Genomic DNA, 14,243 nt, shown 5'->3' on the forward strand with positions numbered 1-14,243 from the left:
TGGCTGCCGAATCCGGCCGTGGATTTGCCGGAATGCGCAATTGCCCTGCCGGAATGAAGTGCGCAGCCCTCGCTGAAAGGCGCGAAATGTCAGTCACCTGCCTAACGGCAAGTCCACTGACATTCAAGTTGTCCGCCTACGGGGGAAATGCTCATGAACCGCATCTACCGGCGTGTATGGAACCGCCAGCTCAATGCTCTGGTTGTGGCCTCGGAACTGGCCACCGGCGATAGCGGTGGTACCGCACCGCGCGACCGTCGTGCCAGCCTTCTGGTGCCCAGCACCCTGGCCATGGCACTGCTGTGCGTGCTGGCCAGCGGACCTGCGGCGGCGACAGAGGCCAATCAATCGCTGCGCGACCTGCAGGCGCTGGCGGCCAAGTACACCCAGCCGATGCCGGTGAAGGTGGATGCCGAAGTGGCGCTGGCCGCGGCTGCACGACAGGCCCAGGCGAACCCGGCGATCAGTGCCAACGCACGCGTCGGCCTGCAGCTGAGCACATCGTCATTGCCGGTCGTGCGCGACGTGCTGCCGGCCACCGTGCAGGTCAAGCTGGCGGCCGGCGCCGCGCCGCGCCAGGTGCCTGCACCGGCGCTGGGCGCAGAAATTCGCGCCAACATCGGCGTTGCCACTGCAGCCGCTACCCGTGTTGATGCCGCGCTTGCCGCGAACGTCGCACCGGCTGCACAGGCGCCGTTGGATCTGGCTGCCAACGCGGCAGCAAAGGCCGATGTCGGTGTCGCCGGCAAGCCGGTTGCCAGTGTTCACGCCGGCACCCAGGTTGCCGCCGCAGCGGGTGCAACGCCGTCCGGCTTGAAGGCGGCCGTTGATGGCAAGGTCGATGCGCAGCTGGTCGTGGCCGGCAATCACATCGAAGGCCAAGGCCAGGCCGGGGCCACCGCAGCGGTCACATTGCCGGCCAAGGAAGAGCTGCCGGGTGACACCGATGACCGCGCGATCACCGCAGCGTTCGATACCGGCGTGGCAGGCAAGGTGCGGGTGCAGGGCAAGGACGGCGAGGAAATCGTCGCCGATCGCAATCTCAAGCTGGCCGGCACCGCAACCGTCGCCGCGCAGAACAGCGCGCTTGGCCTGGGCGGCCTGCTCAACGGCGTCGGCACTGCGCTCAACGGCGTTGGCAGCGCGGTCGGCAGCCTGCTCAATGGTGACCTCAATGGCACCGTCGGCAACCTGACCGGCGCCGTCGGTGGCCTGGTCGGCAATACCCTGGGCAGCCTCGGCCTGACCTCGCCGTCGGCCATTCCGCCGACCAGCCCGAAGGCGCCCGCCGCTGCCGACCCGAACGCGGGCCTGGTGATCGGTACCGGTGGCCTGGTGGGCGGTGTCACCGAACTGGTCGGACCGACCACCGCCAGCCTGTTCGGCGGCACCGGATACCTGTCCAACGGCAACCTGAAGCTCAGCACCGCCAACGTCATGCAGACCTATTCCACGGTCAACGTGCTCGGCCTGCCGGTGGTCAATGCAACGCCGGTTGGCACCACGCTCAACGGACTGGGCGGCGCGGTCACCGGTGGCAGCTCGCACCTGACCCTGATCGGTGGCGTCACCTCCGACAGCTACATCTACAACATCAACAACGGCAATCCCGGTGGCCTGCTCGGCCTGCTGCTGCCGACGGACTCGCCGGCCTGGGCGGCCAAGTGCCTGGACATCGCGCTGGCGGACATCTCCTGCTGGGCGGTCAACGCAGCTCAGGACTACCAGGTGCTGATGGGCGATGGCGCCTATGCCAACGGCTCCAAGGAAGTGGTGATCGGTGCCAACGCCCGCCATGAGCTGCCGAAGGTCGATGCCAACGTCGCCTTCCCCGGCGCGGGTGCGAATGATCCGAGCGATCCGACCGGTGTTCCCACCGCCGACTATGCAGCACGCATGGGGCACTCGGTTGTGGTCGGCGACAGTGCCAGCGGCACTGCCAACGGGCAGACCCTGCTCGGCGCAGAGAGTACCTCCAACCAGGCCAACTCGGTGGCGCTGGGCTACCGCTCGGCCGCACTGCGCGGCGCGCAGGCCAGCTACAGCGCCTATGGCCTGACCACGGCACAGGTGTCGGCGGGCGAAGTGTCGGTGGGCACCGCAGGCGGTGGCGAGCGGCAGATCACCAACCTGGCGGCCGGCAGCGCCAACACCGATGCCGTCAACGTGGCCCAGCTGAAGGGCGCGATCAGCCAGATCGATGCGGTCGGCGCGGCGGCGGTCACCTATGACCTGGATGGTGCAGGCGACCCCGACTACCGCCGTGTCACCCTCGGCAATGGCACCGGCACCACCACCATCGGCAACCTGGCCGCCGGCGCGGTCAACGCCACCAGCAGCGAGGCGGTCAATGGTGCGCAGCTGTTCGCCAGCAACGACACGATGGCAAAGTTCTTCGGCGGACGCGCAGCGTTCGATCCGCTCACCAGCACTTTCACTGCACCGCTGTTTGAGATCAGCACCATCTCCACCGGTGGCGCCGTGGCCCCGGGGCTGTATGACAACGTCACCGACGCCTTCGATGCGGTGGATGGTTCGCTGGTCAACCTCAACACCCAGATCAACGACATCCGCAACACCGGCACCCGGTACCTGCGGGTGAATTCGACCGGTGCCGACGCCGTGGCCAGCGGCGCCGAAGCAATCGCCGTCGGTGCCGGTGCCAGCGCAACCGCCGCCAACAGCATCGCGGTCGGTGCCGGCAGCCTGGCCGACCGGGCCAACAGCGTGTCGATCGGTGCCGCGGGCGCCGAACGCCAGGTCACCAACGTCGCCGCCGGCACCGCCAGCACCGATGCGGTCAACCTGGGTCAGCTGCAGGCTTCCGAAGAGGGCGCGCTGCGCTACGACCTCAACGGCGACGGCAGCGTCAACTACGCAAGTGCGACGCTCGGCCAGGCCGGCACCGCCACCACGCTGCGCAACCTCGGCCCGGGCCAGATCAGCGCGGCCAGCAGCGAAGCGATCAACGGTGCGCAGTTGTTCGCGGCCAACCAGACGGTGGCCACCCACCTCGGCGGCGGCGCTGCAGTGGATGCCAATGGCGTGGTCACCGCACCGACCTACACGCTCAACAACGTCGCCGCCAATGGCACGGTCAGCCAGGGCAGCTACAACGACGTCGGCACGGCCTTCGATGCGGTCAGCAATTCGCTGGCCAACGTGGCCGAGCAGACCGATGACCTGGACGCACGCGCCGTGAAGTACGACGTGGACGGGAGTGGCAACGTGGTCGATACCGTGACCCTCAGCGGTACCGGCGGTGCTCCGGTGAAAGTCACCAACGTGGCCGCCGGCAGCATCCTGGCGGGCAGCAGCGATGCCATCACCGGCGACCAGTTGTTCAGCACGCACCAGACGGTGGCCAGCTACTTCGGTGGCAGCACCGTGTACAACGGCAGCACCGGGCTGTGGACCGCGCCGACCTTCAACATCTCCACCATCGCCACCGATGGCACCATCACCGGCAACGACTACAGCAACGTCACCGCTGCGTTCTCTGCAGTGGACGGTTCGCTGCGGGTGCTCAACCAGCGCATCAGCAGCGGCGGCGGCAGCCCGTACCTGGCGGTGAACTCCACGGCTGCCGCAGCCACGGCCACCGGTGCCGAAGCACTGGCGGTCGGCCCGCAGGCCAGCGCAGCCGGTGCGGGCAGCGTAGCGGTCGGCAACGGTGCCAATGCCAGCGCGGGCAACAGTGTTGCTCTTGGTGCCGGTTCGGTGGCCAGCGTGGGTGCGCAGACCGGCTATACCGGTGCCTATGGCCAGGCCGGCGCCAGTAACTCGTCCGGTGAGGTGGCGGTGGGCAGCAGTGGCAGCGAGCGCAAGATCACCCACGTGGCCGATGGCTCCGACGACCACGATGCGACCAACGTCGGCCAGCTGAAGAACGGCGTGAACTACGCCATCGACCAGTCCAAGGCCTACACCGACCAGAAGATCCAGAACATCACCAACGTTGCCGGCAGCTTCCGCGCCAACAACAGCAACAACCTGGCCGATCCGGCCGCCACCGGCGCCAACTCCGCCGCAGGCGGTGCCGGCTCCACTGCGGCCGGGGCCAACTCGACCGCAGTGGGCAACGGCTCACAGGCGCAGGCAGACAACTCGGTGGCGCTGGGTGCGGGCTCGGTCGCCAACCGCGCCAATACGGTGTCGGTGGGTGCAGCCGGTGCCGAACGCCAGGTGGTCAACGTGGCCGATGGTTCGCAGGCGACCGATGCGGTCAACGTGCGCCAGCTGCAGGCTTCGCAGCAGGGCACGATCCGCTATGACACCACCACCAACGGCACCACCAACTACAACAGCGTGACCCTGGGCAGCACCAGCAGCGGCCCGACCACGGTGCGCAACGTCGCTGCCGGCACCGCCGGTACCGACGCGGTCAACGTCGACCAGCTGAAGTCGGGCATGGCGCAGACCCTGGACTGGTCCAAGGCCTACACCGATGAGCGCATGGGCGGCTTCGAACGCGACCTGCGCAAGACCGACAACCGCGCCTCGGCCGGTATCGCCTCGGCGATGGCAACCGCATCGCTGCCGCAGCCCAGCGAAGCCGGCCGCAACATGGCCTCGATCGCCGCCGGCAGCTACAACGGCGAATCCGGCGTGGCCCTTGGCATATCCGGTGTCTCCGAGGGCGGTCGCTGGATCTACAAGTTCAGTGGTTCCACCAACAGCCGCGGCGAGGCCGGTGTGGCCGTCGGTGCCGGCATCCAGTGGTGATCGCCTGCGCCGGGTCGCATTCGCGGCCCGGCGCAGCGGGCAACGTCTACAGGGGGAATGACATGAAACCGCATCGCATCGCTCGCAGTGGCCGCGTCGCCGCCACGCTGGGCCTGATCCTGGCCGCGGGGCTGCTGGTTGCCTGCCGCAGCCACGCACCGGCCGCCGACGGGCCCGCCGACAGCACCGCCGTCACCTTCCCGGAGGCCAGCAAGGCATCGCTGAAGGAAGGCATCTATCCGGATATCGCCGACCTGCGCCGGTTCGCACCGGGCATGAGCAAGCGCCAGCTGTACACGCTGCTCGGCACCCCGCACTTCAACGAAGGCATGTGGGGCGTGCGCGAGTGGAACTACCTGTTCAACTTCCGCACCGCACAGGGCGCGGAGTACTTCACCTGCCAGTTCCAGGTGCGCTTCGACAACAAGGGCATCGCCCAGGGCGGCTACTGGAAGCCAGAATCGTGCGCAGCGGTCCTCGACCCGCCGCGTCCGCCGCCACCGCCGGCGCCGGCGCCCTTGCCGGAGCAGCCGCTGCGGCTGGCCGCCGATGCACTGTTCGGCTTCGACAGTGCCGTACTCAGTGCCAGCGGCCAGCAGGCCGTGCAGGGTGTACTGGCGCAGGTGCGTGAGGCCAGCCAGGTGCAGTCGATCCAGGTGGTCGGCTACACCGACCGCATCGGCAGCGCTGCCTACAACCAGACACTGTCGCAGCGACGTGCCGAGGCGGTGCGCATGGCGCTGGTACAGGGCGGCGTATCCGCGGCGAGCATCAGCGCTGAAGGACGGGGTGCTGCCGAACCGCTGGTGCAGTGCGACCAGCGCAACCGGCGCGAGCTGATCGCCTGCCTGGCGCCCAATCGCCGGGTGCAGATCGCAGGCGTGGCCCGATCGCACTGAATCCCCGCGCCGGGGCGTGCCCCGGCATCCCGAGTCCCCCCTGTTCCGCCGGCAGGACGTGGAAACGTCTCCCCCGTTTTCCACGCCTGCCGGTGGGCAGGTTTCTTCCCTGGTGCACCTGATGAATGCCCAATTCCTGCCCTTGTCCATGAAGACGGAAGCCACTCTCAGCGTGTACGGCCAGCTCGGCAACCATGCGGTCGTGCGCATTCCCGGGCGCCGGCTGCCGGGCCTCATCCTGCAGGCCGACACCGTTGCCGGCTTCCTCACCCAGCTGCAGGAAGCACAGGCGTGCCTGCGCAGCGGCCGCGCGCAGCGTGCCGACGCCGAGCTGGACATGCTGGTCGACATGCTCGAGCAGTGGTGCGCGCTGATCGAATCGCGCCTGGCCGATGCCGGCGAGGCCTTGTAGAGAAACAGGGGACGGCGGGGATCAAGTCGTTTCCCGCACAACCGGGGCATGAAAGACTTGATCCCCTCCGTCCCCTGTTCTGTTGCTATGCGCGGGCGCGGATCATCCAGCAGGCGGTGTCCACCCGCACACGGTCACCTTCGATGAACGGTGCGAACGCGGTCAGCGCCTGCGGCAGCAGCGCTTCGGCGCGTGCGGCCGGCAACGCACGCAGGGCCAGACCCACAGGTCCGAGCTGGCCGACGTAGCTGGCCAGCGCATCACGGCTGAGGAAACAGGTCAGGTCCAGCGGCGCGATGTCCACGTCCTGCCATCCGGCACGCCGCAGCAGCCGGCGCACCCGTTCGCCATCGGCGAAAGCGAACTGCCCCGGTGCACCGGGTACCCGCGCCGGCAGCACCAGCTGGTCTGCAAGGGCGCGCTCGGCGGTGGTCATGAACGGATTCTCCTGCGCGCTGCGCCAGGCGATGCAGCGCAGGCCCGCGCCCGTTCGGGCAGCACGGTGCAGGTTGGCGAAGGCGGCCTGCGTGTCCTCGAAGAACATCACCCCGAAGCGCGACTGGATCCAATCGTAGTGCGCCGTTGCGAAGGGATGGCGCTGGGCATCGGCAACGATGAAGTCGATCCCGCGCCCGATCGCGGCGGCGCGCTGGCGGGCCAGGCCAAGCATCGGTGCGGAGATGTCCACGCCCGTGCAATGGGCGTCAGGGCGTGCTGCGGCGGCGCTCAGCGTACTGGCGCCGGTGCCGCAGCCCACGTCCAGCAGTTCCGTGACGGTAACCGGCAGCTCGTCGCGCAGGGCATCGGCCATCGGTTGGAACAGGCCGTCCAGCAGGGTCTGCTGCGCGACCCAGTTCTCGCCGGCGGCGCCGTTCCAGAGCGTGTTCTGATCGAGCGGGAGTGAATCGTCCATGGGCTTGCCTTGCGCGGGGAGTGCGACCATGGTGGCGCTTGAAGCCCACTTGAGGTCAAGCACGATGCAGGAACTGGATATCGGTGAGGTGGTCCGCCGCAGTGGCGTACCGGCCTCGACGCTGCGCTACTACGAGCAGCTCGGCCTGTTGCAGGTGCTGGGGCGTCGCGGCCTGCGTCGGCAGTACCACGAGCAGGTGCTGGATCGGCTGGCACTGATCGGCCTGGGGCAATCGGCAGGCCTGTCGCTGCAGCAGATCGGCGCAGCGATGCCGCAGGGGGCAGGGCTTGCACTGGATCGCACGGCATTGCTGGCCCGGGCCGATGCGCTGCAGCAGCAGATCCGCAGATTGCAGCGGGCGCAGGATCGGCTGCGGCGGGCTGCCGCCTGTCCACACGCCGAGGATGCTCGGCGCTGCGCCTCGTTCCGCAGGTTGCTGCGAGCGCAGCAGCGCGTAGCGCGCGGATGAACTGCCGACACCCGCTCAATCGCGGGTGCTGACTTCCCAGGTGGCATGCAGCACGCCCGGCACCTGTTCCATCCGTGCCAGCACCACGTCCAGTTCGTCGGCGCTGACCGCGGTGCTGACCAGCACTGCGATCACATCAGTGGGCGCATCGGCGTGCTCCACCAGTTGCACGTCGCCAACGGGGTACTGCGCGGCTTCCAGCGCATCGACCAGGCGCTCGCGCACGCGCGGCACCGCGTCGGCATCCACGCTCAGGCGCACTTCGTAGGTCGCTTCGCTGGCGGCTTCGTTGATCGGGATGCGGTTGATCGCGTTCACCAGTGGCCGCAGCAGGGTATTGCCGGCGATGATCAGTACGGTCAGCAGCACGCCTTCGGCCAGCATGTCCGCGCCGGTGCAGCTGCCCACGGCAGCCGAGCACCACAGCGTCGCGGCGGTGTTCAGGCCGCGCACGTTCATGCCTTCCTTCATGATCACGCCGGCGCCGAGGAAGCCGACGCCCGAGACGACGTAGGAGATGACCCGCACGGCCTCGGCGCTGCCGGCGATGCGCATGCCCAGGTCAACGAAGGCGGCAGCGCCGACAGCCACCAGCACGTTGGTGCGCAGGCCAGCGGTGCGCTGCCGGTACTGGCGTTCGGCGCCGATCAGGGTGCCGAGCACGAACGCCGCCAGCAGGCTGACCACGGTGTCGGCGAAGGGGCCGGGCTGGAAGGTTTCAATGAAGCGCATGGCCGCAGTCTACCTCCCGCAGGTGACAGTAGAACCACGCCACGCGTGGAGGGGCAGGGGGCATCATCCACGCATGGCGTGGATCTACTCGTCGACGCGCTCGCCCATCATTTCGCGCTGGCGCTTGTCCAGCTCCTCCGCATAGCGCTTGCGCACGAATGCTTCAGACACCACGCCCAGCACCTGGCCATCGTCGGCCACCACCGCCAGCTCGTCGGCCTGGGTCTGGTCGAACCGCTGCATCACGCTCACCACGTCGGCGCTGGCTGCGAGTGCCACGTCGCGGTTCTCGGCGAACGTACCCACGACGTCCTCGGGCTTCACGCCGTCGCCGAACAGGCGCGGAATCTGCACGATGCCGGCATAGTGGCCTTCACTGTCGATCAGGATCACCCGGCTGCCCGAGCCCAGCGGGAAGCGCTGGCGGAAGGCGGCGGCATCGAGGTCGGCCGGGGCGGTGGCCACACCCTTGCGCATCATCCGCCCGGCGTTGAGGTTGTGCACCCAGCCGATGTCACGCGCGCTCTTGATGGTTTCCCCGCGCAGGTGCATGCGCCAGGTCGAGAAGGAATAGCCGAACCACTGCCGCACCAGGGTGCTGGACACCAGCACGGCGCTCATCACCACGCTGGTCAGCAGGAAGTCGTGGGTGCCTTCCAGCACCAGCATGGCCATGGTCATCGGCGCGCCAACCACCGCCGCGGCCAGTGCAGCCATGCCTGCCAGCGCGGCCGAGGTGGCGTCGACCACCGGGACGCCGGTGGCCATCGCCAGCAGCCCGGCAAACAGCGTGCCGACCAGGGTGCCCATGAACAGCGAGGCGAAGAACAGGCCGCCGCGGAAACCGAAGCCCAGCGAAATGCCCGAGGCCAGGCATTTCAGCGTCAGCAGCCCGCCGATCCAGATCAGCGGCAGATGGGTGGTCAGGTCCAGGTGCAGCGCTCCGTGGCCGGACGACAGTACCTGCGGGCTGGCCAGCGCCAGCGGGATCAGCAGCAGGCCGCCCACCACCGGGCGCCCCCACAACGGCAGCGGGCTGCGCTTGACCGTGCCTTCGATGGAGGCGATCAGGCGCATCACCACGATGCCGACCATCGCACAGCAGCAGCCGAGCAGGCCGTAGATCGCATAGTCGGCGGCGCGCACGTCGATGGTCGATGCCGCCGGCAACAGATAGGCCTCCACGCCGGCCTGGTCGGCAACGAAGGCGCCGGCCAGCGCGGCCACCGCAACCGGCGCCAGTGCCGCCGGCGTATAGGCACCGATGACGATCTCGAAGGCGTAGAACGCCCCGGCCAGCGGTGCACCGAAGGCCGCGGCGATCGCACCGGCGGCACCAGCACCGACCAGGATGCGCACGTCGTTGCGGCGCAGGCGCATCACCCGCCCCAGCTGCGAACCGCTGCCGGCGCCCATCTGCGTATACGACGCCTCCAGTCCGACCGAAGCACCGCAGCCATTGGAGACCAGGGTCTGGGTCAACACGATCAGGTTGTCGCGCATCGACATGCGGCCGCCATGCAGTGCATTGGCTTCCACGGCATCCAGCAAGGGGCGTTTCAGGCGCGTGGCAGCCAGGCTGACCAGGCCCACCACCAGGCCACCCAGCGGCAGCACCAGCAGGGCAGTCCAGGTCAAAGCGGGCAGCGAGCTCAGGCGCATGCCCTCGTCCAGCCCATACAACGCCGTCTGCAGGGTACGTGCCAGCCCAGCCTGCAACAGGGTCAGGCCGCCAGCGATCAGCCCGACCACCAGCGCCAGGGCGATGAACCACAGGTCGCTGCCGCGCAGGCGCAGGCGCAGGCCCTGGAAGGCCAGATGCAGGCGCGATGGCGAAGCGGTGGAGGACATGGTGGCGGCATGATACGCCGCCACCGTGAGCGCTACCGTCACCGCATCAGGCGGTTGCCATGCTCAGAAGCGGTAGCGGCCCTGCACGTAGAACGTGCGCGGCGCGGCCACCATGCGCCCGGCGTTGCCATCCACGTTGCGGGTGTACCAGCGCTTGTCGGCCAGGTTGTTCACGCCCACCGCGACCTCGCTGTCGGCCAGCCAGGGCAGCTGCCAGGCGGCCTGCGCGTTCCACAGGCGTACGCCGGGTACACGGCCTACGCGCGCATCGGCGGTCTCGTTCCATGTGTTGGCGGCGTCGGAGAACTGGCCGCTCTGGTGGGTGCTGGACACGTTGAAGGTCCAGCCGGCCAGCGCATAACGGGCGCCGACGCTGTCGGTATCGCGCGCGTAGAACGGCACATCGAGGCCGCGGTTGTCGCCTGACTGCTGGATGGCCTTGGTCCAGGTGTAGTTCGCGTACAGTTCCAGCCCGGCCAGCGCGCTGCTTTCGGCAAAGCGGTACTCGATCGCGCTTTCCACGCCCTTGTGGTCGGTGGCGCCGATGTTCTGGAAGGTGGGCGGGGTGATGCCCGGCACCTGCAGGATCTGGTTGTCGAAGCGCATCTTGAACACGGTCACTTCCGCACGCAGCGCGCCATCCTGCCAACGCGCGCCCAGCTCGGTGGTCCTGGCGATTTCCGGGTGCAGCGGATTGGTCGCGCTCTGCGAGTTCAACTGGATGTTCTGCACCGGCCCGAACGAAGTGGTGTAGTTGCCGAACACGGTCAGCTGCGGGGTCAACAGGTAGGCGACGTTGAGCGAGGGCAGGGCCTTGTCGTTGCGGCTGCTGAAGGTCGCGCCGCCGCCGGCCTGGCGGCGGTCCATGTCGATCCACTCCATGCGCACGCCAGGCGTGATCCGCCACTGGCCGATGGCGATGCGGTCATCAACGTAGAACGCGTGCGCATCGGTGGCGTTGTCGAAGCGGGTGGTCGCGCCGGTCGCACCGGTACGGCGGGTAACGGTGTAGCTGCGGTCGTTGCCGCGCTCGCGCAGGAAGCGGTAGCCGGCGGTGATGTCGTGCACGCTGCTGCCCCAGTGCAGGCGCTGGGTGTAGCGTGGCTCGATGCCGAGCACACGGTAGTCGCGCGGCTGCACCGTGATCTGTGTGTTGGCCGCGTTGATCAGCGAACTGGCCCGGTTGCTTTCGTTGTAATACGCCAGCACCTCGAACTCGCTGTTCTCCGACAGCGTGTTGGTGTAGCCCAGGTCGATGCCGGTGCGATGGCCCTTCCAGAAGTCGGACGGGCGGGTGTTCTGGAACGGATCGGCCTGGTACTGGGCGCGGGTCAGGCCACCCGGGGTCAGCGAACGCACGTCGTAGTACGACAGCTTGGCGCGCAGTTCCTGCTGTGCGTCGATGGCATAGGCGAACTTCAGCGCCAGATCATCGAAGCGGTCATCGCTGCCCTGGCGCCAGCCGCGGCCGTCCTGCCCCGAATACAGCAGGGCCATGCCCAGGCCGTTGTCGGCGGTGCCGCCGAGGAACGCGTTGTACTGGGTGCTGTCGCCGCCGCCGTGGTCGTAAGCGCTGTAGCGCACGCCGGCCTCGCCGTGCAGGCCGGCCGCAGTCGGAATCGCGCGGGTGCTGAAGTTGATGATGCCGCCGACATTCTGCGGCCCGTAACGCACCGCACCGCCGCCGCGTACCACGTCGATCGATTCGATGTTGGCCAGGCTGGCCGGGGCGAAGGAGAGCTGTGGCTGGCCGTACGGCGCAACCGCCAGTGGCACGCCGTCCAGCAGGACGGTCGAGCGCGGCGAGTAACGGCCGGTCAGGCCGCGCACGCCGATGTTGAGCGAGACCGAGCTGCCAGCGGTGCCTGAGTTGTCGGTGACCTGCACGCCGGGAATGCGGCGCATGGCATCGCCCAGGCTGGCGGCGCCGCTGGCCTCGATGCGCTGGCGATCGACCACGGTACGCGCGCCAGCGAAGCTCTTGACGCTGTCGTGCAGGCCGGTGCCCAACCAACTGCCCGAAACCTGGATGCTGTCGAGCGTGGTGGCGCTGTCCTGCGCGAGCGCGCTGGCGACCGGAAACACGCACAGGGCGAGGGCGGCAGCCAGGGGCAGGCGGGCCGATTGCGGGGCAGGAATAGGCATCGGTGCGGGGCGCGGAAGGTCGTAAATGAGAATTATTGCTGATTCCATTCGCCATTGGAATCGGTCCGCCGTTCAGCGCTTTGGCCCGGTGGTAAAGTGGCCGATTGCCTCCTGACCCGCTGAGAACTGCCATGTCCACTGCTGCTTTCTACCCCGTCGGTACCCCTGGCCAGCCGTGGGGCGTTGCGGAAAGGGAGCAGTGGCGTGCGCGCCAGCAGCGCCTGCGCCGTTACGACGAGGAGGTGCTGCCGCGCATCGATGCTCTGGCCGGGCATTTCGACAAGGTGGCCTACGGCCAGCTCGACTATGCAGGCGAGACCTACACCCTGTTCGCCCTGCGCAGCCGCGACTGGAACCCGGCGTTGCCGGCCGCGCTGGTGACCGGTGGCGTGCATGGCTACGAGACCAGTGGCGTAATGGGAGCGCTGGAGTTCCTCGAAAAACATGCCGCCCACTACGCCGGCAAGGCCAACCTGCTGGTCGCGCCGTGCGTGAATCCGTGGGGCTTCGAGCGCATCAACCGTTGGAACTTCGATGCGATCGACCCGAACCGCAATTTCCGCGCGGACGGCCCGGCCCGTGAATCGACGGCGCTGATCGAACTGATCGCACCGTTGAAGGGCCAGTTCGTGCTGCACATCGACCTGCACGAAACCACCGACAGCGACGAGAGCGAGTTCCGTCCCGCACTCGCCGCGCGCGATGGCAAGCCGTTCGAACCGGGCCTGATTCCCGATGGCTTCTACCTGGTGGACGACAGCGGGAATCCGCAGCCGGCCTTCCAGCAGGCCGTGGTCGCCGAAGTGGAGAAGGTGACCCATATCGCACCGGCTGACGACAAGGGCGAGATCATCGGTTCGCCGGTGGTCGCGCATGGTGTGATCGAGTACGCGCTGGTGCCGCTGGGCCTGTGTGCGGGCATCACCGGGGCGAAGTACACCACCACCACCGAGGTCTACCCGGACAGCCCCCGCGCGACGCCGCAGCAGTGCAACGACGCGCAGGTGGCGGCGGTGTGCTCGGCGCTCGATTACGCGCTCGCCCATCGTTGATCGGTAGCGCCGGCCGCTGGCCGGCAACCATGGGGCAAGGGGATGCCGGCCAGCGGCCGGCAGTAGCTCACCCCAACGCCTCGGCCCACCACAACGCTGCCGGCCCCGGTGGCGTATCGCGGCGCCACACCAGGTCGCTGTGGATGCGCCTCGGCCAGCCCGGCACGCGCAGTTCCAGCAGGCGGCCCCGGTCGTAGCGCTGCACCAGCGCACGCGGCAGCTCGGCCCAGCCGATGCCGTCCTCGGCCATCTCCATCACCATCAGGTAGTCCGACGCGGTCCATGCCGGCCCGCTGATCGGCGGTGCGTGGTCGACCTGCGCGCTCAGCCGCACCTGCCGGTGCCGGGCCAGTTGCGCCGCTGCGCGCACGCCGGCCTGCGCCAGCGGATGGTCGCTGGCCACGTACACCGCCAGTTCGCTGTGGTGGGCCAGGGGCTGGGCCACCAACGCATCGGGGTACTGCGCCTGGCGCGGCAGCAGTCCCAGCCCGGCGCGGCCAGCATCAACCAGTTCCAGCACGTCGCGCCCCTCGGCATCCAGCCATTCCAGCTCGATCTCGGGAAATGCCTCGGCAAACCGCTGCAGCACACGTTGCGCCGGATCGAGCTGGTAGACATCGGAGAACACCACGGTCAGGCGTGGCTCCACGGGTGCGGCCAGGCGCACGCTCAGTTGCTGCAGGCGCGCGTCGGCGGCAAGGATTTCCTGCGCGTGGCCCAGCACCTGCCGGCCGGCGTCGGTCAGCTGCGGATAGCGGCCGCTGCGGTCGAACAGAACCATGCCCAGGTCCGCTTCCAGATGGGCAATGGCAGTGCTGACCGTGGACTGGGTCTTGCGCAGCCGGCGCGCGGCCGCCGAGAACGAGCCCAGCGCGGCGGCCTCGACGAAGGCCTGCAGGGATTCGGGAGAATAGGGCATTGATCCATCGCTCCTGTCGATGGAATCCATTTTGATACCACCGTAAAAGACGATGATACTGACCGCCGTCGCCCCTGTCTGCGGGGGCGTTCCGGATCATCCACGCACGGCGTGGATCTACTGATG

The 14,243-nt window shown here is 68.4% G+C and carries 10 protein-coding genes; 5 read left to right on the forward strand and 5 right to left on the reverse strand.

What is annotated here, in order from left to right; genetic code table 11:
- Positions 1-153 precede the first annotated feature (153 nt).
- The 3 genes from K5K93_RS00900 to K5K93_RS00910 all read left to right on the forward strand — a co-directional run bounded on the left by K5K93_RS00900 (position 154) and on the right by K5K93_RS00910 (position 6,036).
- Positions 154-4,725: a YadA-like family protein gene (locus tag K5K93_RS00900; protein ID WP_222389187.1), complete on the forward strand. Its 4,572-nt coding sequence runs from the start codon at positions 154-156 to the stop codon at positions 4,723-4,725.
- Between the two features lie 62 nt (positions 4,726-4,787).
- A complete protein-coding gene (locus tag K5K93_RS00905; RefSeq protein ID WP_025878550.1) occupies positions 4,788-5,624 on the forward strand; it encodes an OmpA family protein in 837 nt (278 codons plus the stop codon).
- A gap of 121 nt (positions 5,625-5,745) precedes the next feature.
- A complete protein-coding gene (locus K5K93_RS00910) occupies positions 5,746-6,036 on the forward strand; it encodes a hypothetical protein (protein ID WP_177177008.1) in 291 nt (96 codons plus the stop codon).
- An 85-nt stretch (positions 6,037-6,121) separates the two neighbouring features.
- On the opposite strand, the gene K5K93_RS00915 is transcribed toward K5K93_RS00910, so the two are convergent.
- Complete coding sequence (locus tag K5K93_RS00915; RefSeq protein ID WP_222389188.1) at positions 6,122-6,949, reverse strand: class I SAM-dependent methyltransferase; 828 nt, start codon at positions 6,947-6,949, stop codon at positions 6,122-6,124.
- Positions 6,950-7,013: 64 nt separating this feature from the next.
- Here K5K93_RS00915 and K5K93_RS00920 point away from each other — a divergent pair, with 64 nt between their 5' ends.
- Positions 7,014-7,418 carry a MerR family transcriptional regulator gene (locus K5K93_RS00920; protein ID WP_049469186.1) on the forward strand — a complete coding sequence of 135 codons (405 nt, stop codon included), beginning with the start codon at positions 7,014-7,016 and terminating at the stop codon, positions 7,416-7,418.
- Between the two features lie 15 nt (positions 7,419-7,433).
- Here K5K93_RS00920 and K5K93_RS00925 read toward each other — a convergent pair whose 3' ends face one another.
- The 3 genes from K5K93_RS00925 to K5K93_RS00935 form a co-directional block, all read right to left on the reverse strand.
- The gene (locus K5K93_RS00925) at positions 7,434-8,150 is read right to left on the reverse strand and encodes an MgtC/SapB family protein (protein ID WP_025878554.1); all 717 of its coding nucleotides are present in this window, start codon (positions 8,148-8,150) and stop codon (positions 7,434-7,436) included.
- Between the two features lie 84 nt (positions 8,151-8,234).
- The gene (locus K5K93_RS00930; protein WP_261311895.1) at positions 8,235-10,001 is read right to left on the reverse strand and encodes a chloride channel protein; all 1,767 of its coding nucleotides are present in this window, start codon (positions 9,999-10,001) and stop codon (positions 8,235-8,237) included.
- Between the two features lie 63 nt (positions 10,002-10,064).
- Entirely contained in the window at positions 10,065-12,146 is a 2,082-nt protein-coding gene (locus K5K93_RS00935; RefSeq protein WP_222389191.1) for a TonB-dependent siderophore receptor, read from the reverse strand.
- A gap of 131 nt (positions 12,147-12,277) precedes the next feature.
- Here K5K93_RS00935 and K5K93_RS00940 point away from each other — a divergent pair, with 131 nt between their 5' ends.
- On the forward strand, positions 12,278-13,198 hold the full coding sequence (locus K5K93_RS00940; RefSeq protein WP_025878557.1) for a M14 family metallocarboxypeptidase: 921 nt from the start codon (positions 12,278-12,280) through the stop codon (positions 13,196-13,198).
- A gap of 67 nt (positions 13,199-13,265) precedes the next feature.
- On the opposite strand, the gene K5K93_RS00945 is transcribed toward K5K93_RS00940, so the two are convergent.
- Positions 13,266-14,117 (reverse strand): LysR family transcriptional regulator, encoded by an 852-nt coding sequence (locus K5K93_RS00945; protein ID WP_033831329.1) that lies wholly within the window; start codon positions 14,115-14,117, stop codon positions 13,266-13,268.
- Positions 14,118-14,243: the final 126 nt, after the last annotated feature.

Source organism: Stenotrophomonas sp. DR822 (assembly GCF_019793815.1).
Taxonomy (GTDB): domain Bacteria; phylum Pseudomonadota; class Gammaproteobacteria; order Xanthomonadales; family Xanthomonadaceae; genus Stenotrophomonas; species Stenotrophomonas indicatrix.